We start from the raw sequence: 23,333 nt of genomic DNA on the forward strand, positions 1-23,333 counted from the left end.
GCTATTCACTTGTCCATTTAGCGGAATTTTTAGTCGTAACCGTCACGTCCGTCATTTTAAAGTCTGGTGTCTCCAGTGGCACGCTGCTACCGCTCCCGGGCACCAGATAGCTCGCTACCTTCATCACCATCATCCCTTCGGAACCATGCTCTATCCCGTTCTTACTCAGCCTCAGGTAAGACCCGCCGCCGTTCAGCGTCAGCGTTTCCGGGGTGCTGATAATAATTTCGTCTTCACTACTGGTCACCGTCAGCTGCTTTTCAGAAAACAGGGCCATCGTGTTGTGCTGAGCCTGAATCTCGATGTCGCCCTGGTTGGCAACCAGCTTAGCCCCGTCTTTATGCACAAACAGACCGAGGGATTTTTCCACCGTCACCGACAGATTTTTCATCGCACCGATATCAAGATGCTGGCCGGCATTGATCATGGTGTTGCGGGTGCTGCTGAGCTGAAGGTGTTCGCCTGAGCTCAGGGCCACCCCCTGCGGGGCGCTTCCCAGCAGGACTGCAGACTGAAGGTCTTTGATTTTGTCGGTCACAAAACTAATCTGGGTACTGATGTCACTGACCAGGGCTCCGGCGGCTTCAGCTGCGCTGTTCAGCGCCTGCATCTGGCTGTTCGCCTGGTTAATCTGACCTATCGCAGGGGCCATTTCCAGCACCGGGCCCTGCGCTTTAGCCTGGGCATCCGCCGTCAGGAACAGCCCTTTTGCCGCACGTACGGCACCATGCTCATCCGTTCGCAGTTCAAAACCGGCCCCGCGTTTTTCACGCTGGCTGTTGACCAGGTGTCCCATGTTCAGCTGCGTCTTGCCGTATTCCGTCGCGAGCTTGATATGCTCTTCCTGGCGCTTATCCTCCATCCGCAGCTTATTGTTCGCCGGCGTGCGCCACACGTTCCGCGTATGATTGTCGCTGGTGACAGGGTCCGGATGCTCTGAATCATGCAGGGCATAGGCGATGTAGGGACGATCCGGGTCTCCGCCGTCAAATACGACGGCCACTTCCGTTCCGTCGGTAAGCGGGGAGTGGAATCCGTACGTATCACCGGCATAGGGTTTCGCCAGCCGCAGCCACACAAATGCATAACCCGGTTCAGCACTGCTGCGGTCGAAGTCCAGTTTTACCCGGTAGCGCCCCTGCGGGTCGAGCCAGGAATACGTGTCGCCTTTCTGTGTGCTTTCCACCCGGGCAGGCAGCGAGCCGGATATCACCGGCCGCCTGAGCAGTGCCGGACGCCAGCAGACGGTTTCGCTGTAGGGGATCCCCTCAAACGTCAGCGTAAAGCTGCTTTTGCGTGAACCGCTGGTGCGCACCCTGGTGATGACGATGCCTTTCCTGACGGCATCAGGTAACGTGCCGTCCGTTTCCAGGACCTGACCCGGAGTCAGGTGAGGGCTCGAGGAGTGCCCGCTGACGTGATACTGCGCGTTCAGAATGCGTTCGTGGCGCAGGCGGGCGAAGTATGCCCCGGTTTCCGGGCTGTCAGCGTCACCTGCTGTCAGGAAGGGTTCAGCATAATGGTAGGTTTCCCCGGTGGTGATCCCTTCCCTGCTGAAAATGCTTTCGGCGCTGTCCTGAGGTTTCAGCGCTTCACGGTAGTTGTAGTCCCGGGTGGCCACACTCCCGCTCACCACGTTATATGCGGTCTGAATATCCCAGATACTCTCCTGCCCGCTGTCGCTCATCCCGGCCGGGTTGCGCAGTGGCAGGGTGACGCCAAATTCATACTGCTGCTGACTGTCCTGAAAAATCACCACGTCCTGTTCAAGACGGCTGTTCATTTCATAGCGCCAGTAAATGCCCACCTCGGCCAGCAGACGCTGGATAAACTCCAGGTCAGTTTCCCGCCACTGGGTGATGAGCTCCCGGGAGGGATACTCACGGGAAAGCCGGAACTCAAAATCAGGCCCTTCCAGGCCGTGTTTACGCAGCACCTGCTCAACCACTTCAGTGACCGACTGGTTAAGGTAAATCTGGCTGCCCTTTGTCAAGCCAAGAAGCGCGATTCGGGGAACGATCGTCAGCGCGTAACGGGTATCATCATTAGACGTGGATATCCGGCGAAAGGACTCCACCACACCGAATACCGTCCGGACCGGCAGCGCCGGGGTGCCGTCAAACACCGGGATCTGGAAAGTGAATGACGCGGGCTTCAGCAGTAACGTGTCGCAGGCAATCTCCGCCGAGGAGCAGGTGACCGCCACGTCATAGCGCCAGGGCTGGCTGAGAGATTCCACCGCGCTGTAACGCAACACATCCAGGAAATGGCTGCATTCATGCACATCAACCCGGTACCGTGACTGCCCTGAAAGCTGTTGCACCACGCTGGAAGCCTTGTTGATCATGACGGCTCTCCTTCTGCCTGTTCATCAAACGCCAGCACAATGCCCTCTGCATCATCCCAGGTCAGCTGTAGCGAGGACGGTTTTTGTTTAGCCGCCATATGGCTTAATAACTGCTGGCTCAGAACCGGCAGGATCTGCTGATTAAGCAGGCTGTCCACGTTGCGGGCACCGGTATCCGGCAGCAAACACGCCTTCGTCAGCGTGTCGATGAGACTTTCGCCAGTGTGAGTGGAAATACCGTAGTGGCGTTTCAGACGCGTGCTCACCTGTGCCAGCTTCATGCCGACGATGGTGCGCATGGCATCCATTGCCAGCGGGCGGTATATCACCGTCTGGAAGCGGGCAAGCAGCGCTGGCTGGAAATGATCGCGCAGGATCGGGCGTAACAACTCATGCAGTTCACTCTCAGTGGCTTCCGGCTGCTCTTCCAGCAACTGCATCAACGGATCACTGCCCAGGTTGGACGTCATCAGGATCACGGTATTACGGAAATCAATTTCGCGCCCTTCCCCGTCCCGCATAAAGCCCCGGTCAAAGACCTGATAAAACAGGTTCATCACATCCCGATGGGCCTTCTCCACTTCATCGAGCAGCACCACGCTGTATGGCCGCTTACGGACTGCCTCGGTGAGAATGCCGCCCTGACCATATCCTACATAGCCTGGAGGGGAGCCTTTCAACTGCGAGACCGTGTGCGGCTCCTGGTATTCGGAAAGGTTGATAGTAATGAGCGATTTCTCACCACCATACATAACGTCAGCAAGTGCGAGCGCGGTTTCTGTTTTGCCCACCCCGCTTGGCCCCACCAGTAAAAACACACCCTGCGGCCCGTTCTCCGGCGTGAGACCGGTTTTTGACGCTCGCAGTCGTTGGGCTATGGCATTAAGGGCAGGACTCTGACCGACTACACGGGTAGCCAGCTGCTCTTCCAGCGTCAGTAATTCGGTTTGCTCATCCTTCATCAGTGACGAGAGAGGAACCCCTGTCCAGTCGGCAATAACGGTTGCAACGGTGCGGACATCAACATCCAGACCCAGTAATGGGCTGTTATTCTGAATCTGGGAGAGCTCCTGCTGGAAGGCGGAGATCTCCTTCTGTCGGCTGATGTCTTCCCGGCAGGCTTTCAGCGAGTCGGTGAGCCGCTTTTCGGTTTCATATTGTGTTTGAAGGGCAGCTTTCTGCTGGTTGAGATCCAGAGTAAGTTGCTCGATCTGAGGCAGACGGCTGGCATCAACAGTGTTACCCAGGGAAATATCTTCCAGTAACTCCTGTTGCTCCATGGCAAGTGCAGTTAGCCGGGCCTGCAACCGGGTAAGCTGTTCTGGCAGCGTGTCCAGGCTCATCCGTACCCGGGCCGCAGCCGTATCCAGTAAGTCCACAGCTTTATCAGGCAGCTGGCGCCCTGTCAGGTAGCGGCGGGATAGCGTCACTGCTGCCCGGACGGCCTCACCGGTAATGTGTACGCCATGATGTTCGGCATAGCGGGATTTCAGACCGCGCAGCATCAGGCAGGCTGTCTCATCATCGGGCTCATCAACCTTGACCATCTGAAAGCGGCGCTCCAGGGCAGCGTCACGTTCGAAGTACTGCTTGTATTCACTCCAGGTGGTGGCCGCAATGGTCCGCAGTTCACCGCGAGCCAGTGCCGGTTTCAGCAGGTTAGCCGCATCTGCCCCACCCGCCTGATTACCCGCCCCGATAATAGTGTGCGCCTCATCAATAAACAGCAGCACCGGCACCGGGGAGTGCTGTACGGCGTCGATGATATTTTTCAGACGCTGTTCGAATTCACCCTTTACACCTGCACCCGCCTGAAGCAAACCCAGATCCAGTGTCCTGACGATGACGGGCTTTAGACTTTCGGGCACATTGCCCTCAGCAATACGTAGCGCCAGGCCTTCAACCAGGGCCGTTTTGCCCACGCCGGGTTCACCCACAAGGATCGGGTTGTTCTTCCTTCGTCTGGAGAGAATATCCACCATCTGACGGATTTCGTTGTCGCGTCCAAAGACAGGATCAATCTTTCCTTCCCGGGCACGGGCGGTCACATCAACTGTAAAACGATTGAGAACGGACTCTTCCAGTGAAACGGCAGGCTGCGCACTTCCGCCTTCAGCCTGGTTTTGTGCTTCATGCTGTAACGGTGCCGCCCTGCCAATAATGCTGACATGGCCTGGCTGTTCACTGAGCGCAACGTCATACCGCTCATCTGACTGGGCTTCGAGCAAGGGACGTAACCTTTCCAGCTGGCAGGTGGTCAGCGTCATCAGTGGCCAGAGGCCATCGCAGCGCGTCAGCCCTGACGTTTCAATCATTGCCGTGAGCAAATGTATGCTGCGGATCTGCTCATCTCCGGCGAGTGTGGCGGCAAGCCAGGCCTGTTTCAGCAGCGCCTGGAGAGAAGCAGAAAGCTCTGGTCGGGTGCGAACTGAACGAGGCTGTGCATCCAGCCAGCTCAGAAGTGACTGCCAGACGGCATCCATATCCCATTCATAGCGCCGGGCAAGAACGGTCAGGTCACCTTCCCCCTGCTCCAGCAACTTTAACAACCAGTGCTCAGGCGTGATTTCTGCATGCGCACGGGTCTGACATAAAGAAGCCGCACCCTCCAGTGCTCTGGCGCAATAAGGGGTAAGTCGTCGTAGCAGGACTGCTGAATGATTTTCCATGTCGTTCCCTCTTGTTCAGGCACGCTACCGCCCCTGGCCGTCAACCGATGCCCATAAGGTTCATGCCGATAAATTGTGATATTGCTCTGCGAAGCGTCCGTCTGACAGCCGCTCTGCGGAGCAAAACAAAAATGGCGGACAGAGGAGGTCTGTCCGCCAGGCTCTTACGCAGTGGTACGTTCGTTCCAGGAATCGGAATGAATGATGTTGCCGTCTTTGTAGGTCCAGGTGATTTTTTCGTAGCGAAGCTCGATCTGCTCAAGGTGGTTATGCTTCTCGAAGGAGGCATCCTTGATGTCGTGCATTTTCGGTGCGACTTTCACCAGTTTGACGTTTTCCAGTTTGGTGTTGAAATACTCAACCTCCTGGCCTGCGTCGTTGATTTTGTACCACTTGAATTCAGCTGACTTCAGGGTCTGGCCCGTGGTCACCGCTTTGTAAAGGTACGGGCTGGAAGAGTCGATCTCTTTGGTAAACAGGAACGGCGTGTGAATACGGGTGCCGGTCAGCTTGCCAGTGTTGTTATCGGTCGGGATGTACAGGGTGTGTTCCTGAGCAACAACTTCGATGCTTCCTTCGCGATCTTTCACATCTACGGAACCCTTGATGTCAGCGCCGCCATCGTCTTTCAGCCACAGATAAACTGGGATTGCCATGTTTACTTCTCCATTTCCTTAGTTGAAACGTCACGTATATCCTGTGACGCGTGTTTTGCGCCTGGCAAACGACAGGCGTCAGCCTGGGGTACCAGACTGATCTCGACACGCCGGTTATGCGCACGGCCATCAGGCGTGTCGTTTGATGCAATCGGTCGGCTGTCACCGTAACCCTGCACGGCAAAACAACTTTCCGGTACGTCCCCGGTATCACGCATCCAGTTACGGACGGCCTCCGCTCGTTGCAAAGACAGGGGCTGGTTGAGCTGAACGCTGCCGGTATTGTCTGTGTGGCCGCTGACTACGATGAGCCAGCCTGGTCTGGCTTTGATCCCCACCAGTGCGTTAACAAGTATTTTGGTTGAGCCGTCTTTGAGTGCCGATTTGCCGGAATCAAACAGTGACATGCTGTCGAGTCGTACAATTTTCGGTATCGGTTTCGGCTCAGGGGCGGAGGGAGGTGTCCACGTATCAATAGCCTGCTGCAAGGCGAGCCACAGGCGTTGCCCCGGGTAATAGCCCAGACTGTAACGTAGAGGCTCCCCCTGGCGCTGCCAACGCTCAAGCAGGAGCGCATCCTGTTTCAGTGCGGCCAGTGATTCCGCCTTAGGACGGTAGTGGTTCATCGGGATAGCATTCCAGCGCTGTAAATCGGTGCTTACCTGACGGATCAGATCACGATTGTTAAGTGCAGAAATTCCCAATGCGGTCAGGACACACAGCCATATCAGCAGGATCAAACGACGGGTACGGTGGCCTCCCTGCACCGTCGATGTAACAGGTGCCAGTAGCGGCAGAACCGCATCCGGGAACAAGCTTGCTGGTGCGATCTGCCCTGACTTTCGTGAAAACTGCAAACAGGTGCGGGAATAGAGCCAGGCAGACCAGACTGACTGAGTCTCTGGATTGGCTATCCCGAGGCGCATGGCCACGGAAAACACGCGCACAGGCGGCGTTAGCCGGTCAGGTTTCTCCAGCTCATCAGCCAGCGTATTACGGATAAAGGAAAATGCATGGCTGATCGCTGGCAGAGCCAGGATATTCGCTTCCTCCTGCTGCCAGTTAATGAATGCCAGCGGCGAGTCATTAATCGGGCATACAATCGGCTTATCTCCCCGAACGATTATCCACGGTGTTTCAGGCCCGGAAAATTCGGCGCTCAACACAACCGGCAGTGTGAAACCCGTCAGGGATTTAATCTGTTTATACTGCTGGCGGAGCGTTTTTAGTGCGGTACGTAGAACGGCTTCATCCTGATGTTGGTCTGGCAGACCACGGTACATCACCGAGATCTGACCGACCTGACGTGGGAAGTGCGTCTGTATACTGCGGACAACGTCAGTTAACCGGCTGACGTCACCGACCCGTAGCCACCATCCCTGGGCTGTTTTACGCAATTGGCTTCCCTGAAACAACGCATCCAGCATGTCACCACACACCAGTACAACGGGGTCCTGGGTGTCAAGTAATGGCAGTTCAGCAGCCGGGAGGATAGCGTTTGATGTGGACTCTTCACTCCGACAGTTTTTAAAAACAGTCCAGCCTGCCAGAAGCAGAATCAGCAGAGTAGCCAGACCGTTAAAAACGTTGCCAGCCGGGATAAAATACCATAGCAACCACAGCAACATGGCAACAGCTACCAGGGCGTAAAGAACCACCGGAATGATGACTGATCTACGCATTAGCCATGCAACTCCGGTATTTGTGCTGACAATAGTGCCTGTAGCCAGAGATGCCCCACCCACCAGATTCCCCCGGTAAGAATGACGGCGAGCGCTATCCAGAACCACACTGAGCGCATCAGACTCCAGCGATGTTTCCCTATTCGATGAACAACCAGAGACAGGCCTGCATCAGGTGGAGAAACCCGTTCAGAAAGGGCTTTCACTACCTCATCCCGCTGCGATTGGCTGACCGCTTTCAGACTGTATAACCCCTGAAAGCCCAGTGCTATCACACGGTGATAGCAGGTTAAAACGGCCGGGTTCGGTGAGGGCTGCCGCAGAACGTCTGCAATGCGATCCCATAGCGCCTCACCAGCCCGAAGTGAGCCAAAAAAACGGGCCTGAAGCGGCGCTTTACGCCAGGCCACCTGGCCTTCATCAGCTTTCGGCGCCTCTCCTTCTTCGCCTTGTTCGGGCTTGCGGCTCATCACCGTTTCGTCCAGCAGGGCACATTGTGCATAAGAAATATGCTCCACACTGGCGTCGTCATAACCGGCACGCTCCAGCGCTTCACGCACACTTTCAACCTGTTTAACGCATTTGTTGTAAAGCGCAGAGCCATTAAGCGTGACTGCGCCTTTCTTAAGCATGGTAACGGTGAGCCAGGTCTCCGTCATTAGCTGGTCAATATCGATATCCTGTCTCATGAGCGCAATACCGCAAACAGTTCAAGTTCCAGAGCACCAAGCAACTCAGGCACATAGAACAGACACACCCCTTGCTCCTGCATTTCATGCGCAGCGGGGCTTTCCATATCAAGTGCGAAGTACTGGTTTTCCATACGTACAGGTAACGCTGCCGGGACTCTGCTCACCGGGATCAACGGAATCCCCTTGAGGGCCGCACCATATATTTTGTGGACATCATCAGGTGAACCTGCCTGGCAGAGCGCAGGGAATTTCTCCGCAACCTGCCAGGCCGGGATATCCGAGCGCACAGAGAGATAAAGGTCGGCCTCTTCACGCAGACGGATATCGTGAAGGTTGGCCTTCCAGGTCTGTCCGTCCGGTCGCGACATTTCCAGCGCGATAACACGGGATGGCAGACTTGCTTCCAGCAGCTCTGTGACCAGGTCAAAGAGCGGGGGAAAGGCATTAGCTGGTTCCTCGTGGTCATAACCCGGTATGGCGTCAAGATCATGGTCCAGGGAAAAAGTCAGCATACTGCCTGCCAGACGAACGAGCTCTGCCCATACCTGTTCCGGTGGACGGGAGGGAAAACGTTCGTACTCAGTCAGCACTCTGGCGTGAGAATTAAGTGCATTCAGCAACCAGAAAAGAGAAACGTCGGCGACGGCAAAATCAGCGAGTCGTTCGTTGCTTTCACGACGCATCGTCATCAGACGCTGTCGTCGGGAGCGTAGCTGGCGATTGAGCAGCATCAGACGCTCGCACAGGGCCGGGCTTGCCCCAAATGACGCGACTGGAGGAATAAAAGAGGGATCCTGTCGCCACGCGCTTTGCCCGTCCCGGATCAGCCTTGCTACCGGGCACACTTTCCAGGAGTCATTGCTTTCATGAGCAAACCGGATGGTGAGATTAAACCGGGCAACGGCTATGGACTCTTCTTCAGAGCCAAAAGCATCCTGCAATGTCACCCACTCTTCACGATAGCGAAGCGGTCGGTCTGATCTGACGCCTTCCTGTTCAACGTTGATCACACCCGGCTGCATGTGAGGCAGTGCGATCACAACAGTTACCGCATCACGACCTGCCAGCTGACTGGCATCTAACTCGCGCGGTGCCGGAGGCAGATCGCTCCTTTGCGCATCTATGAGTGAACCATCGTCCAGCCAGAGGCGTAACTGCGTAATCTGTATCAGGCCGGACGAAAGAAGACTGTCATTAAACTCAACCTTTTCTACACCCCAGGGGAACGGGGATGCCAGCGCTGATGCACCGGCACTGCGAAAAGACTCCCATTCAGCCTGCTGTTGGAACTGTTGAGGGGACAGTAAAGCCCCCTCGTTCCACAGTGGACGATAAATTTTCATCCCTGTCCTGCCTTATGCTTTTGCCTTCGGCATCTGCGACACCAGAGACAGGTTCACGTCCATCCCTTCGACCTGGAAGTGCGGCACCGCATACAGCCTTACGCGGAAGAAACCTGGGTTATCTTCAATGTCTTCAACCACCACTTTCGCATCGCGCAGCGGATGCGAGGCCTGCAGCTCGTCGCCCGGATCGGTCATTTCAGTGACCAGACCACGAACCCAGGTGTTCAACTCCAGTTCAAGCAGACGACGGTCTTTGGTGGTGCCGATGTTTTCCCGCTGGATCAGCTTCAGGTAGTGGGCAATACGCGACAGCAGGAAGATGTACGGCAGGCGGGCGTTGATGCGGCTGTTGGCGGTGGCATCTGCGGTATCGTACAGTGCCGGTTTCTGGGCGGAGTTCGCCGAGAAGAAGCAGGCGTAATCGCGATTTTTGTAATATGACAGTGGGATAAAGCCGAGATTGGCGAACTCGAATTCGCGGGTTTCCGGAATCATCACCTCAGACGGGATCTTGACCTGGTTGCCGGTGCCGAGATCGTAGAGGTGGATTGGCAGGTCTTTCACCGCTCCGCCCGCCTGCGGGCCGCGGATCTGCACGCACCAGCCGTTATTAATGAAGCTCTTTACCATATTGGCAGCAAAAGAGAATGACGCACTGGTCCAGAGATATTTCTCGTGATCCGGGCCTTTCACCTGCTCAACGTAGTTGAAGCTGCGCACCGGAATGGTATCCGGGCCATACGGCAAACGTCCAAGCACGCGCGGCATCACCAGACCGATATAGCGAGAATCGTCAGTGTCGCGAAAAGCTTTCCATTTAATGTATTCGGCGCGATCAAAATAGTTGCCGATATCCTTAATTGCCGCCACATCTTCCATCGTGTCTTTCAGGAAGAATTTTGGCCCTACAGAACCAATAAATGGCATATGCGCTGCGGCAGAAACTTTAGAGATGTTGCGCAGTAGCGCTACGTCCTGCGGGCTTGCGTCAAACTCCCAGGAAGAGATCACCGAGCCAATTGGCTCGCCACCCGGGGTGTCGTATTCGGCGGTGTAGGTGTGCCAGTACAGACCGCTCTGGATAAGCTCCGGCGCGTCCTCAAAATCCTGGCGCAGCGCGTCTTTGGAAACATCCAGAATTTCTGTTTTCACATTCTGGCGGTAGTCAGTATTGTCGACGAGGTGTTTGAGACCACGCCAAAGGGACTCGACCTTCTGAAATTCCTGATGGTGCATCACTGCATCCAGTTGGCGACTGATTTGAAAATCGAGTTCCGCGATGTGGTGATCGATCAGCGTTTTGTCCAGCTTATCTACCTGCTGACCAGATTTACGGATACAGTCCATAAATACCTGCATCGCGGCCGTCAGGCGTTCACCCGCTGACGCATCGGCCAGCGCGGCATCATCCAGAAACGCATCAATATCGCCCAGGCTGGACGCCGGGGTCAGGTTGATTTTCTCAAACAGGGAAGCGTAAACACCCTCTTTTTCCAGTACGGTTGTTTGCCCTTGAACAGAGCCATTTTCAGTATTTAAAGACATCAGCATATTCCCGGTTAATCCATTAAAAGACAGGTCCACTATTTATTTCGGGGCTAGCGCACTCATTTCGTCACGTAATTCCTGAGATAACGCCGGATCCTTAAGGATTTTCTCAAGCTCTTTTCTGAAAGTGGCATTATCAAGAAGGTTCGACTTGAGGTCGCGCAATAAATTGCGCATCGCGAGCATCGCCCGGAGTTGTGGGATTTGACGGGCGACTTGCTCAGGCTCGAAGTCTTTCATGCTGGAGAACTGCAGTCGGATATTTTCTTCTTCCCCGTTACCTGCCAGCGTGTTTTGTACCGCCAGATTAATTTCGGGATTGAACTCCGACAGTACGCTATCAAAGTTATTTTTATTGACGTTTATTTTTTCACGCTCGGATAACACACGGGATTCTTTACCATTACTGAAATCACCCACCGTAAGAATTTTAAGCGGTAATTCAACCTTCTTCTGTGCACCTCCGGTATGAAGAGCCAGTTTTAAATTTATTCGTGCCTTTGGCACCTCATTCTGAAACGAATCAGCCATAGCAGTCCCTTTTCCTTAAGGAATAGTTATTGAGTAAGGTTACATTTATTCACGCACAGATAGTAGAACATACGCTTACAGCGGATCAACTAACTATTACTCCAAACCTGGACTTTATTTTTCAGTGCTTTGTTATTCTGAGCGCCAGTGCCGCCAAATATTTAACAGAATGTTCTGCCTCATAAATAAATAACAAAAGAACATTATCGGAGGCGCATATTATATTTATTTTATATTAATATCTGATGCGAATTAATGGAGATTATGAATCAGAAGAGATGTGAAAATGAGAACAAAAAAAATGGCGCTGAAAGCAGCGCCATTACCGGGGTTAGCAGAAAATACTGGATGTTACCGATCAATGTTTCTCGATATACATCGTACGGCTGTAGGCCACATCCTCAGGGTTGTTTATCGGATACCCTTTTACCCACGGCTTGATTAAGCGCCCGTTGGTATACTGGTAGATCGGCGCAATCGGCGCTTTTTCGGCAATAATTTTCTCTGCCGTATTGTAATCAGCGTTACGGGCCTTCTCTGTGGACTCCAGCGACGCCTGATTGATCACCTTATCATAGGCCGGATCGTTGAAGCGGGAGATATTCCCCGTATGGGTTGAGGTCAACAGGGAGAGGAATGTCGACGGCTCATTATAGTCCCCTACCCAGGAGGCGCGGATCACGTCAAAATTGCCGGTATTACGGCTGTCGATATAGGTTTTCCACTCCTGATTTTGCAGCTTCACATCAACGCCGAGGTTCTTTTTCCACATCGACGCAACCGCAATGGCAATCTTCTGATGGTTCTCGGAGGTGTTATACAGCAGCGTCAGCTTAAGAGGTTTTTGCGCATTGTAACCTGCCGCCTGCAGCAGCGTTTTAGCCTGGGCATTCATCTCTTCCTGACTCATTTGCTCAAAAGGTGATGGATCCGGGGTAAACCCTGCGGTCACGTCCGGCGTAAAGTGCCAGGCCGGTTTTTCCCCGGTGCCCAGTACTTTCTCGGCCATGATCCGCCGGTCAATGGTCATACTAAGCGCCAGACGTACCCTCGCATCCGCCGTTGGGCCTTTCTGCGTGTTGAACGCATAATAATAGGTGCCCAGCTGCGGCGGGGTGTAGACCTGGCCCGGAATGTCTTTCATCAGCTTCTGGTAGAGATTTTTCGGGAAGGATTCGGTGATGTCGATATCGTCCGCCAGATAGCGCTTGGTGGCAGAGGACTCCTGGTTAATCGGGACAAAGGTCACTTTCTGCAGGACGGTTTTGTCGTTGTCCCAGTAATGGCTGTTACGCTCGACCACCAGCTTCTCGTTGACCACCCGATCTTTCAGGATGTAGGCGCCATTGCCCACCAGCGCGCCAGGACGGGTCCATTCTGCGCTGCTCTCCACGTTAGCTTTTTGCACCGGGTAGAAGGCGAAGCTCGCTGTCAGGTTGGCAAACCACGGCAGCGGCTTGGCGAGCTGCACGCGCAGGGTTCGGTTATCCACCGCCGTCACGCCAAGTTTATCTGGCGTAACCTTGCCGTCGATGATCGACTGGGCGTTAACTATCCCGGCCAGTGCGGCAAACCAGGCAAAAGGGGACGTCGTTTTTGGATCGACCAGACGCTGCCAGCTGTAGACAAAATCCTGGGCGGTAACAGGGGTTCCGTCAGACCACTGCGCATTCTCGCGCAGGGTGAAGGTCCACACACGGTTATCATTACTCTGCCATCGGGTCGCTACCCCCGGCACCAGTTCCCCCTTCTCGTTCTGATTTACCAGGCCTTCAAACAGATCGCGGATCACCTGAATCTCAGGCAATCCCACCGCCTTAGCGGGATCAAGCGAAGCAGGTTCATCTTTTATATGGCGTACCAGTTCCTGCTTAGACGCCAGTGCCGTTCCGGAGGGAACGTCCGCCGCAAAGGAATAAGAAGAGAGGCCACACAACAATAAGGCAGAACAGATCAACGAAACCGGATGCTTCATGAAATCCCCTTTGAAATGATGGGTAACAAGCAGATGCGTAATTATTTGTTTCAGAACAGGGAAATGCAAATAACTTCCTTCGGAAAGTTGATATCTGCCATTTTTAACCCCCGACTGAAACTATTTGATTAACCGTGTGTTTTGCACAACACTGCCAGTAATACAACGCAAAATCAGGAACGACTATGTCACATACCCGCCCAAGAACGGAACGTGGCGCTTTCCCGCCGGGAACAGAACATTATGGCCGCTCTCTCCTCGGCGCCCCCTTAATCTGGTTCCCTGCCCCGCAGGCCGATCGCAACAGCGGCCTGATAATTGCCGGTACCCACGGGGATGAAAACTCATCAATTGTCACTCTTTCATGCGCGCTGCGAACGCTGGCGCCGGAACTGCGCCGTCACCATGTGGTGTTAACCGTTAATCCGGACGGCTGCCAGCTGGGGTTACGCGCCAATGCCCGTGGTGTGGATTTGAACCGTAACTTCCCGGCGGCCAACTGGCGGGAAGGCGAGACGGTCTATCGCTGGAACAGCTCAGCCCAGGAGCGGGACGTGGTGCTACTGACGGGGGAAAAACCCGGTTCAGAGCCGGAAACCCAGGCGCTATGCAATTTGATCCACAAGCTGCACCCGGCATGGGTTGTTTCGTTTCACGACCCGCTGGCCTGCATTGAAGATCCTGCCCATACGGCCCTTGGACGCTGGCTGGCGGATGCCTTCTCGCTGCCGCTGGTCACCAGCGTCGGTTATGAGACGCCAGGCTCATTCGGCAGCTGGTGTGCGGATTTAAGCCTGCACTGCATCACCGCAGAATTCCCGCCGATCTCATCTGATGAGGCCAGCGAAAAGTACCTGAAGGCAATGACCGATCTGTTGCGCTGGGCGCCTCAGAGATGAACAACACCGGTGCTGTAGTGCAGCGCCGGAGAGACATCCACCGCCAGCCAGGTCGGGCCATCGAGATCGGCAAACTTCACGTCATTTGCCAGCGGCAGCGCAGCGCCAATCGCCCGGGAGGTGCATAGCATGCAGCCCAGCATCAGAGAGTATCCCTGCTGCCGCGCCTCGGCGGCCAGCGCCAGCGCTTCGGTGATACCGCCGGTTTTATCCAGCTTAATGTTCACCATATCGTAACGCCCTTTCAGATTCGGCAAACTTTCCCGCGTGTGGCAACTCTCATCAGCGCAGATGGGCAACGGATGGATGAAATTGCCCAGCGCGGCGTCATCTCCCGATGGCAAAGGTTGCTCAAGCATGGCGACATCAAGATCCGCCAGCAGTTGACAGCGGGCGGCCAGCCCTTCGCTGTGCCAGGATTCGTTGGCGTCGACGATCAGCGTGGCATGGGGTACAGCGGCGCGAATGGCAACCATTCGCTCGCTAATCAGGCGATCGTCCAGCTTCACCTTCAGCAGGCGCGCCCCGGCGTCATAGAGTGCTTTGGCGCTGGAAGCCATCTGTGCGGGTTCGCCGATCACTACCGTTTGTGCAGTGACCAGGGTTTGCGGCAGCGTCACGCCCGCCAGCGCCGTGAGAGCGATCCCCTGCTGACGGGCGGCTAAATCCCACAGAGCGCAGTCAACGGCATTGCGAGCTGCACCGGGCGGCAACAACGTTTGTAGCGCTTCCCGGGTCAGGCCACGCTCCAGTTCGGGGGCCAGCGCCATAATTTGCGCCATCACCGAATCGATGCTTTCGCCATAGCGGGGATAAGGCGTGCACTCCCCCACCCCTTTGATCCCCTCCTCTTCTATTTCGACAACCACCACACAGGCCTCACTCCGGGTTCCCCGGGAGATAACAAACGGCGTATGCAATGGCCAGGCTTCTTCATAAACCTTGAGGGTTCTCATCACTCACTCCTGTATAGCGGCTTCGCGTAAATAGGGTTTGCTGTGCTATCGGCTGATGACATACACTAACGGCGACGTTAACTATATGTAAACAGGAAGATAACTATGTCACAACTCGTTCATTTCCAGGGCAACCCGGTTTCTGTTGCAGGATCCATTCCTCAGAAAGGCAGCAAAGCGCAGGCGTTTACGCTCGTGGCAAAAGATCTGTCTGACGTCGCGCTGAGCCAGTTTGCCGGCAAGCGTAAAGTGCTGAACATTTTCCCAAGCATCGATACCGGCGTGTGTGCCGCGTCTGTGCGTAAATTTAACCAGCTGGCAACCGAAATGGACAACACCGTTGTGCTGTGCATCTCTGCCGACCTGCCGTTCGCTCAGTCCCGTTTCTGCGGTGCTGAAGGTCTGAGCAACGTTATCACCCTCTCTACCCTGCGTAACCCGGACTTCCTGGAGCAGTACGGTGTGGGCATCGCTGAAGGCGCGCTGAAAGGCCTGGCCGCTCGCGCAGTTGTGGTTATCGACGAAAACGACACCGTCGTCTTCAGCCACCTGGTGAATGAAATCACCACCGAGCCGGACTATGCTGCGGCGCTGGAAGCGCTGAAAGCCTGACGGCAAAAAGAAAGCCTCCCTGCGGAGGCTTTTTTATTTTTACTCATCACCCTTCTTCTGGCTCAGACCGTACTCACGCAGTTTGTTGGCGATGGCCGTGTGAGACACTCCCAGCCTTTTCGCCAGCTTACGGGTGCTGGGATAATTGCGATAGAGCTGCGTCAGCACCGAGCGCTCAAAGCGGCTGGTAATGTCATCCAGCGATCCTTCCATCGCCTCTTCGCCCACCGCCACCGTTCCGGCGTCATAATCCGGCAGTAAAATATCCTGCGGCCGCAGTTCATAGCCCTCAAGCTGGGTCAGGGCTCGGTAGATGGCGTTTTTCAGCTGACGGATATTCCCCGGCCAGCCGTAACGGGTGAGCACCGTGTTGAGATCGGCCGAGAACTTCGGACGCGGGATACCCTGCTCGTCGGCAAAGCGTGCCACAAAGAGTTCGGTCAAGGGCATGATGTCCTGCGGGCAGTCGCGTAGCGGCGGGATATTCAGGGTCAGAACGTTCAGTCGATAGTAGAGATCTTCCCGGAACATGCCCTTCTGCACCAGCTCGACCAGGTTTTTCTGGGTGGCGCAGATGACGCGCACATCCACATGCACCTCGTGATCCTCCCCCACCCGACGGAAGGTTCCGTCGTTAAGGAAGCGCAGCAGTTTAGCCTGCATGCGCGGCGACATTTCGCCAATCTCATCCAGTAATACCGAGCCGCCGTTGGCCTGCTCAAAGAAGCCTTTTTTGCCTTCCGGCGCGTGGCCAAAGAGTTCGCTTTCAACCGCGTCTTCCGGGATGGAGGCGCAGTTCAGCGCCAGGTAGGGTTTGGTCGCGCGCGGCCCCGCCTGATGCACCGCATGGGCCAGCAGATCTTTGCCGGTGCCGGTATCGCCGGTAATGAGAAGCGGCGCAGCGAGGTTCGCCAGTTTACGCGCCTGATCCACCACGTGGCGCATTTTCGGGCTGACGGCAATGATCTGGCTGAAGGCACCCAGATCCTGACTCGACAGATTCTGCAGCTGACGCCCCATGCGTACCGTTGAGCGCAGCATAATCACCGAGCCGGTCAGGGTTCTGTCGTCGTTTTCGCCCTGCAGATAGACAGGGGTGATCTCCATCAGGAAGTTCTGTCCATTAATAATCACATGCTCACTGTGCGTCGAGCGCGGGTTGCTCTCAAGCCAGCGCTGGAAGTTGAAGCCGGGGATCAGCTGGGCAGCGTTGTGATTGCTCAGTTTCTCCGGCTCCTGGGCAAACAGCTGGCAGCTGGCCTGATTTGCCCGGTCTACTTTACCCTTCAGATCCAGGGATAAAAACGGCTCAGGCATCGCCTCCAGCAACGCGCTCAGCGCCAGGTGCTCACGTTCGGAGGGCATCCACGGCACGGTGCGCACATCCGTAACGCCAGCGATACGGCGGATTTCAGCCATCAGGCTGCTGAATGTATCGAAGGCGATTTCAGCAAAATTCAGGTAAATCTTCCCGATTGGGTCAATCTCAATTCCGCGCAGGTCAATACTCCGCAAAACAAGGAGATCGAGTAACTCGCGAGTCAGGCCGAGACGGTCCTTACAAAACACTTCGAGACGCATGGGAAAATCACTCTATAAGCCGGTAACTCTGAAATGATAAGCCAGATATCGGTAATCGGGAAGATGGCTGTCAACAAATATTGACAGCCTGTGAGCTGTAGTGACGGAATTTTGTTCGAGGAAGGAGGGTTACTGCGGTTTTTTATTGAGCGTTTCCTTTAACTGGCCGATTAATTCCCGACGGAAATCGCCCAGCCGGGGTTTATCGTTCTCTGTCCACGGCAGAGGACGGCACAGTTCCATCGCCTTAATTCCCAGCCGCGCGGTCAACAATCCTGCGCCAATTCCCTGCGCTGCACGGGCCGAAAGACGGGCGGCAAGATCCTGCGACATCCAGTCCATCCCTACCTCGCGCACCAGCTCGCTGGCTCCGGCGAAGGCCATGTTGAGCAGAACCAGGCGGAACAGACGCAGGCGGCTGTAATAACCCAGCTCAATACCATACAGCGTGGCAATACGGTTGATCAGGCGCAGGTTACGCCAGGCGATAAAGGCCATGTCCACCAGCGCCAGCGGGCTGACGGCAATCATCAGCGTCGATTCTGCCGCCGAGCGGCTGATCTCCCGCCGCGCCTGGCTGTCCAGCACCGGCTGTACCAGATGGGCATACAGAGAGACCACCTCCCGGTCGTTTTGCGTTTCGTGAATGGCTGCATACCAGCGCTGAAGCGCCGGGTGAGACTGATCCAGCCCGGCCTGTTTCGCCAGTTTTTCACAAAATGCCCGTCCGTTGCCGGTGCCGTGGCTGTGCAGCAGATCCCGGGCTTCGTCGCGCTCGTGCGCGCGCTGGCGCAGCCGCCAGAGACGTCGCCATTCGGTCGCAATTGAGCCCACACCCGCGCCGACGATAAGCGCCCCTGCCGCGCAGCCGCCCAGCGCCACCCAGTCCTGAGTTTGCCAGGCATTAATGGCCCACTGCACGCCTTGCCCTACCACCGTTACGCCCGCTACCATCAGCCCCACGCTGACCATTTTGCGCCACAGGCTACGTTTAGGGCGTAGTGCAGCCTCCACAACGGCTTCGGCCTGCCCCTCTTCGGGCGGGAGCATATCCGTCACCACCGGAGCAAAACTCCCGGCCAGGGAGTCATCAAACGTTTGTGCCGCTTTGAAGGCTTCGCGATTGTCCTCTTCCAGTGTGCCGGTGAAATCCATCCGCGGTTTTAAAGGTTCGGTCATCGCAATTTGTCTCCAATTAAAAACTCCAGCGCGGCATCAAGGCGAATATGCGGTAGCGGCTGGTCAACATTCATTGTCTGCGGACGGAAGGCTTCGAACTGGAAGCCCTGCTTCTCCCAGAATGCCTGGCCGGGTAGCCGGGCGGGAACTTCGCCAGGATAGACCGTCAGCGGGGCGCCATCGCTGAGACGGTGTCCGCGCAGCGCCGGGATCTTATCGCCGTTAACGTCAATCAGGCCGCTCTGGGTGGCCTGCACCGAGGCCAGACCCAGGCAGTCCATGCTGATGCCCTCAAATGCAGCGTTTTGCCAGGCATCCTGAACAAGCTGTTGCAGGAGCGACACCATATTCGCGTGCTGATCCACCGTAACGTGATCCGCCTTGGTAGCGGCAAACAGCAGTTTGTCGATCACCGGCGAGAACAGACGACGGAATAGCGTGCGCTGCCCGTAATGGAAGCTTTGCATCAGTTGGGTGAGCGCGAGGCGCATGTCGTTGAACGCCTGCGGCCCACTGTTGAGCGGCTGGAGGCAGTCCACCAGTACAATCTGGCGGTCGAAGCGTAAAAAGTGGTTGGTATAGAACCCCTTAACCACTTTTTCACAGTAGTAGTTGAAGCGCTCGCGCAGCATACCGGCGTTGGTGTGTTTGTCCGCCTGGGCAAGCTTCGACTCGCCAACGGCGTCCACGTCGGGCCATGGGAAAAACTGTAACGCTGGCGCGCCCGCCATATCCCCCGGCAGCACAAAGCGACCCGGTTGAATGAAGTGCAGGCCCTCTTTCTTACACTGATGCAGATAATCGGTCCAGGCCTCAGAAATGGCCGCCAGCCGGTTTTCGTCGGCGGGGGCCAGCGGATCGAGCCCTTCACACAGCGTACCCCAGCGAGCGGACCACTCCGCGCGCTGCCCCTGTAACAAACCGGTCATCTGCCGCGACCAGCTGAGATAATCCTGGGTCAGCATCGGCAGATCGAGCAGCCATTCGCCAGGATAGTCGACGATCTCCAGATAGAGCGTGGAAGTCTCTTTGAAGTGACGCAGCAGCGAATCGTTGGAGCGAAAACGCAGCGCCAGGCGAATTTCGCTTACGCCGCGGGTGGGCGTCGGCCAGGCGGGTGGCGAGCCATACAGCTGGGCCAGCCCTTCATCGTAAGTAAAGCGGGGAATACCGAAATCGCGTTGGGGCACGCGCTTCACGCCCAGCAGGCGCTCTTCACGCACGGCGCTCAGCAGGGGCAAACGCGCCCCGGCATGCAGATTAAGGAGTTGATTGACCATTGCCGTGATAAAGGCGGTTTTGCCGCTGCGGCTCAGTCCGGTAACCGCCAGGCGCAAGTGACGGTCAACCCCACGATTAACCAGGGAATTGAGTTCATTTTTAAGTCGCTTCATCGCCATCCTTCATTGCGTGGAACTCTGAAATCACTTGCTTCAGAATACAATAAATGGGGGCAGATCGTTGATTATCAATTCATAATTATTGCTATTGCCGTTTTCTCTCCAGTAAGATGAGTCAAATTGCTGTCTTTCAGGAGCGAGTAAGGTGTATGTCACCCACCATCTATGATATTGCGCGAGTTGCTGGCGTTTCAAAATCAACCGTGTCCAGAGTTCTGAATAAGCAAACCAATATCTCACCTGAAGCCCGCGAGAAGGTGCTCAAGGCAATTGCAGAATTAAATTATGAACCCAATAAACTTGCCCGCGCCCTCACCTCTTCCGGCTTCGACGCAATTATGGTTATTTCAACCCGTTCAACCAAAACTACAGCGGGCAATCCTTTTTTCTCAGATGTGCTTCATGTCATTACCGCTAAAGCGGAGCAGGAGGGTTTTGACGTTATTTTGCAGACCTCGAAAAGTAGTGAAGACGATCTGCTGAAATGTGAAAACAAAATAAAACAGAAAATGATTAAAGGGATCATCATGCTAAGCTCACCGGCAAATGAATCCTTTTTCTCCAGGCTGGATGCTTACGGTGTTCCGGTAGTGGTTATCGGCAAAGTGGAAGGCGACTATCAGAATATCTACTCCGTAGACACTGACAATTATCATGACAGCGCAACACTGACAGAGACGTTTATTAAACAGGGGCGTAAAGATATTGCCTGCCTGCATGCCCCACTCGATTATCATGTCTCTATCGATCGTCTTGCAGGTTATAAAGCGAGCCTGGAAAAATATCAGGTTGCGATTAATCCTGAATGGGTAATCGACGGCGGTTATACCCATGAAAGCGCGCTCGCGGCGGCCATTCAACTGTTATCCTCGACCACACCGCCGAATGCAGTATTTGCCACCGACAGCATGAAATTACTCAGCCTCTATCGTGCAGCGGATGAGTTAAATATTAAGATCCCTGAGCAACTCGCCGTGGCGGGTTACAGTGACCCAATGCTATCGCTCATTTTGACACCTGCGCCCGGTGGCTTTGATATCCCGACACGTAAACTGGGTGAAGAGAGTTGCGAGCTTCTGTTCAAACGCATCGCTGGCCAGCCCGCGCCGCACAAGGTGCTGGTGGATACACATTTTTCCCGGGCTGAGTCTCTGCGTTAACACCAGGGGCCATTACCCCTGGTGTATCACCTGTCAAAACGCGTAATTGATACCCACACCCGCGTAGTGGAAGCGATCGCTGTCCCCCTCATCATGGTGTTCCCATTCATAGGCATATTCCAGGGTCATGGATAAACCATTGCTGAAATCATAGGCATAAAGCAGGCCCAGTCGGTTAAAATCATGCCCCTCACGCTCGGGATCGTCTTGCCAGTCCCAGTTTGACCAGCGGTCGAGCCCAAGACGGGTATAGGGGGTCAGCGTGGTGCTGCCTAACGAAACCGGCAGATAGGCACGAATTTCCTGGGTGGAGAATTCGCCATTATTACGCGAACCATCCATATTAAAGCCACGCTCTAAATAGTAATTAATTTTGGCTGATATCGTTTCGTTGATAGTCCAGGTGAAGCCGGTCTCTGTTTCGACACGGCTGTCAGAATAACCGGTTTTCTCCAGGTCGTTGGCAAATTGATACAGGGCAAGCCAGCCGCTAAAATGCCAGTCATCGGTTAATTTCAGGTCCCAGTCTGGCTGAATTTTATAGCGCTGCATATTTGCAGTACCGTCTTTTGCACCATGCTCATCTTTAAAGTGATAACTGTAATTACGGAAGCCGCCAGTCAGGCCGAGAACAACGTCATCGGTACCAATAACACGATAGCGTAATTCAAATTCAGGGCGATCGAAATAGGTTCCACGGGTCATGCTGCTATAATCAACCGGCCCTTCCTGATACATCGCCAGTGAAATTGTCCACGCATCCCAGGTAGCATTGAACCACACTGAGGGTTCATATAATCCATCTTTATCGTCGCCCTGACCTTCGACGTTTTCGATTTCATACATTGCGCCAATATTAAAGTCCCAGTGTTTTGCTGTTTCTGTTGCCTGTGCGCAGTTAACCCCTGCGCACAGAACAAGCGCAGCGCTTTTTAGTAAAGTACTCATTAAAATATTCCCTATATAATTAACAAACACAAAAAACCGGGAATATGCATTCCCGGCGTACGCTCTTATTATCGAATTGCCACTTCTGTGTCCGCGTCGAAGAAATGGCACTTATTCATATCAAACTGGATACCGATATTATCCCCTGCCGCATAGTCGTTTGCCGCGCCGGCGCGAACAACCAGTTCGTGCCCGCCTACGCTGGCGTAGAGCATAAATTCGGCGCCTGTCAGCTCCGCGACGCTGATCTTTGCGGCGATGCTTTCACCTTCACTTTGTGACGTGAAGATATCTTCAGGACGAATGCCGAACACCACGGCTTTACGCTGATATCCCTTTGCATTAAGGGCAGCGAGCGTATCTTCGGGGATCTCGATACGTAGCGTTTCGGTTACAAAGTAGCGATCGTCTATCGCACCGCGAATGAAATTCATCGCCGGAGAACCAATGAAGCCCGCCACAAACATATTTGCCGGCTCGTTATACACCTGTTTTGGCGCCCCTACCTGCTGGATGATGCCGTCTTTTAGGATCACAATCCGGGTCGCCATGGTCATGGCTTCTGTCTGATCGTGGGTGACGTAGATCATCGTGGTGTTAAGCTTCTGGTGCAGCTTGCTGATTTCAGCGCGCATCTGCACCCGAAGCTTGGCATCAAGATTCGAGAGCGGTTCATCCATCAGGAATACCCCAGCTTCACGTACAATCGCCCTGCCTAATGCTACGCGCTGACGCTGGCCGCCGGATAAGGCGCCCGGTTTGCGCTTGAGATAGTCACGCAGGCCCAGAATTTGCGCCGCCCAGTTAACCCGATCTTCGATGATCGCTGGGGCAATTTTTTGCATCTTCAGGCCAAACGCCATATTGTCGTAGACCGTCATATGCGGATAGAGCGCATAGTTCTGGAATACCATGGCGATATCCCGTGATTTGGCCGGGACATCATTCATGCAGACACCGTCAATCACCAGTTCACCGGCACTGATCTCTTCCAGCCCGGCGATCATGCGCAGGGTCGTCGATTTTCCGCATCCGGAGGGACCGACGAAGACAATGAACTCTTTGTCCTCTATCTCGAGGTTGAAATCCTTCACCACGTGGACATGGTTATCATAGATTTTCTGAATATGTTTCAGAGACAGTTGCGCCATT

Annotated in this window: 18 protein-coding genes; 3 read left to right on the top strand and 15 right to left on the bottom strand. The window is 54.8% G+C overall.

The genetic code is table 11. The annotated features are described in order from the left end of the window. Position 1 precedes the first annotated feature (1 nt). From NB069_RS12425 to NB069_RS12465, 9 genes are all read right to left on the bottom strand, one after another. On the bottom strand, positions 2-2,347 hold the full coding sequence (locus NB069_RS12425) for a type VI secretion system Vgr family protein (protein WP_250583959.1): 2,346 nt from the start codon (positions 2,345-2,347) through the stop codon (positions 2-4). Next, positions 2,344-5,016, bottom strand: a complete 2,673-nt coding sequence (gene tssH, locus NB069_RS12430; protein WP_250583961.1) for a type VI secretion system ATPase TssH — start codon at positions 5,014-5,016, stop codon at positions 2,344-2,346. The genes NB069_RS12425 and tssH overlap by 4 nt, the downstream gene beginning before the upstream one ends. A gap of 164 nt (positions 5,017-5,180) precedes the next feature. Next, entirely contained in the window at positions 5,181-5,672 is a 492-nt protein-coding gene (locus tag NB069_RS12435) for an Hcp family type VI secretion system effector (RefSeq protein WP_001007312.1), read from the bottom strand. 2 nt (positions 5,673-5,674) lie between these two features. Further along, positions 5,675-7,354: an OmpA family protein gene (locus NB069_RS12440; RefSeq protein ID WP_250583963.1), complete on the bottom strand. Its 1,680-nt coding sequence runs from the start codon at positions 7,352-7,354 to the stop codon at positions 5,675-5,677. Beyond that, entirely contained in the window at positions 7,354-8,043 is a 690-nt protein-coding gene (gene tssL / locus NB069_RS12445) for a type VI secretion system protein TssL, short form (RefSeq protein WP_250583965.1), read from the bottom strand. The genes NB069_RS12440 and tssL overlap by 1 nt, the downstream gene beginning before the upstream one ends. Continuing rightward, complete coding sequence (gene tssK / locus NB069_RS12450; protein ID WP_250583967.1) at positions 8,040-9,389, bottom strand: type VI secretion system baseplate subunit TssK; 1,350 nt, start codon at positions 9,387-9,389, stop codon at positions 8,040-8,042. Before tssK ends, tssL begins: the two co-directional genes overlap by 4 nt. Positions 9,390-9,401: 12 nt before the next feature. Further along, on the bottom strand, positions 9,402-10,937 hold the full coding sequence (gene tssC / locus NB069_RS12455; protein ID WP_250583969.1) for a type VI secretion system contractile sheath large subunit: 1,536 nt from the start codon (positions 10,935-10,937) through the stop codon (positions 9,402-9,404). A gap of 42 nt (positions 10,938-10,979) precedes the next feature. After that, positions 10,980-11,471: a type VI secretion system contractile sheath small subunit gene (gene tssB, locus NB069_RS12460; protein WP_250583971.1), complete on the bottom strand. Its 492-nt coding sequence runs from the start codon at positions 11,469-11,471 to the stop codon at positions 10,980-10,982. A 358-nt stretch (positions 11,472-11,829) separates the two neighbouring features. After that, the gene (locus NB069_RS12465) at positions 11,830-13,446 is read right to left on the bottom strand and encodes a peptide ABC transporter substrate-binding protein (protein WP_250583973.1); all 1,617 of its coding nucleotides are present in this window, start codon (positions 13,444-13,446) and stop codon (positions 11,830-11,832) included. Positions 13,447-13,631: 185 nt separating this feature from the next. Here NB069_RS12465 and mpaA point away from each other — a divergent pair, with 185 nt between their 5' ends. After that, a complete protein-coding gene (gene mpaA, locus NB069_RS12470) occupies positions 13,632-14,345 on the top strand; it encodes a murein tripeptide amidase MpaA (RefSeq protein ID WP_250583975.1) in 714 nt (237 codons plus the stop codon). Here the strand turns inward: mpaA and ycjG are convergent. Further along, on the bottom strand, positions 14,336-15,301 hold the full coding sequence (gene ycjG, locus NB069_RS12475; protein ID WP_250583977.1) for an L-Ala-D/L-Glu epimerase: 966 nt from the start codon (positions 15,299-15,301) through the stop codon (positions 14,336-14,338). The genes mpaA and ycjG overlap by 10 nt on opposite strands. Positions 15,302-15,406: 105 nt before the next feature. On the opposite strand from ycjG, the gene tpx reads away from it, so the two are divergent. After that, positions 15,407-15,913: a thiol peroxidase gene (gene tpx / locus NB069_RS12480; RefSeq protein ID WP_250583979.1), complete on the top strand. Its 507-nt coding sequence runs from the start codon at positions 15,407-15,409 to the stop codon at positions 15,911-15,913. Between the two features lie 39 nt (positions 15,914-15,952). On the opposite strand, the gene tyrR is transcribed toward tpx, so the two are convergent. The 3 genes from tyrR to NB069_RS12495 all read right to left on the bottom strand — a co-directional run bounded on the left by tyrR (position 15,953) and on the right by NB069_RS12495 (position 20,067). Next, positions 15,953-17,494, bottom strand: coding sequence for a transcriptional regulator TyrR (gene tyrR, locus NB069_RS12485; protein ID WP_250583981.1), 1,542 nt, complete (start codon positions 17,492-17,494; stop codon positions 15,953-15,955). 129 nt (positions 17,495-17,623) lie between these two features. Then, the gene (locus tag NB069_RS12490) at positions 17,624-18,673 is read right to left on the bottom strand and encodes a YcjF family protein (RefSeq protein ID WP_250583983.1); all 1,050 of its coding nucleotides are present in this window, start codon (positions 18,671-18,673) and stop codon (positions 17,624-17,626) included. Further along, positions 18,670-20,067, bottom strand: a complete 1,398-nt coding sequence (locus NB069_RS12495; RefSeq protein WP_250583985.1) for a YcjX family protein — start codon at positions 20,065-20,067, stop codon at positions 18,670-18,672. The genes NB069_RS12490 and NB069_RS12495 overlap by 4 nt, the downstream gene beginning before the upstream one ends. Before the next feature lie 155 nt (positions 20,068-20,222). Here NB069_RS12495 and NB069_RS12500 point away from each other — a divergent pair, with 155 nt between their 5' ends. Continuing rightward, complete coding sequence (locus tag NB069_RS12500; protein WP_250583987.1) at positions 20,223-21,233, top strand: LacI family DNA-binding transcriptional regulator; 1,011 nt, start codon at positions 20,223-20,225, stop codon at positions 21,231-21,233. A 33-nt stretch (positions 21,234-21,266) separates the two neighbouring features. Here NB069_RS12500 and NB069_RS12505 read toward each other — a convergent pair whose 3' ends face one another. Together NB069_RS12505 and NB069_RS12510 are read right to left on the bottom strand one after the other, a co-directional pair. After that, on the bottom strand, positions 21,267-22,181 hold the full coding sequence (locus NB069_RS12505) for an OmpG family monomeric porin (RefSeq protein WP_250583989.1): 915 nt from the start codon (positions 22,179-22,181) through the stop codon (positions 21,267-21,269). Between the two features lie 68 nt (positions 22,182-22,249). Beyond that, positions 22,250-23,332 (bottom strand): ABC transporter ATP-binding protein, encoded by a 1,083-nt coding sequence (locus tag NB069_RS12510; RefSeq protein ID WP_250583991.1) that lies wholly within the window; start codon positions 23,330-23,332, stop codon positions 22,250-22,252. Position 23,333: the final 1 nt, after the last annotated feature.

Source organism: Leclercia adecarboxylata (genome assembly GCF_023639785.1).
Taxonomy (GTDB): Bacteria; Pseudomonadota; Gammaproteobacteria; order Enterobacterales; family Enterobacteriaceae; genus Enterobacter; species Enterobacter adecarboxylatus_D.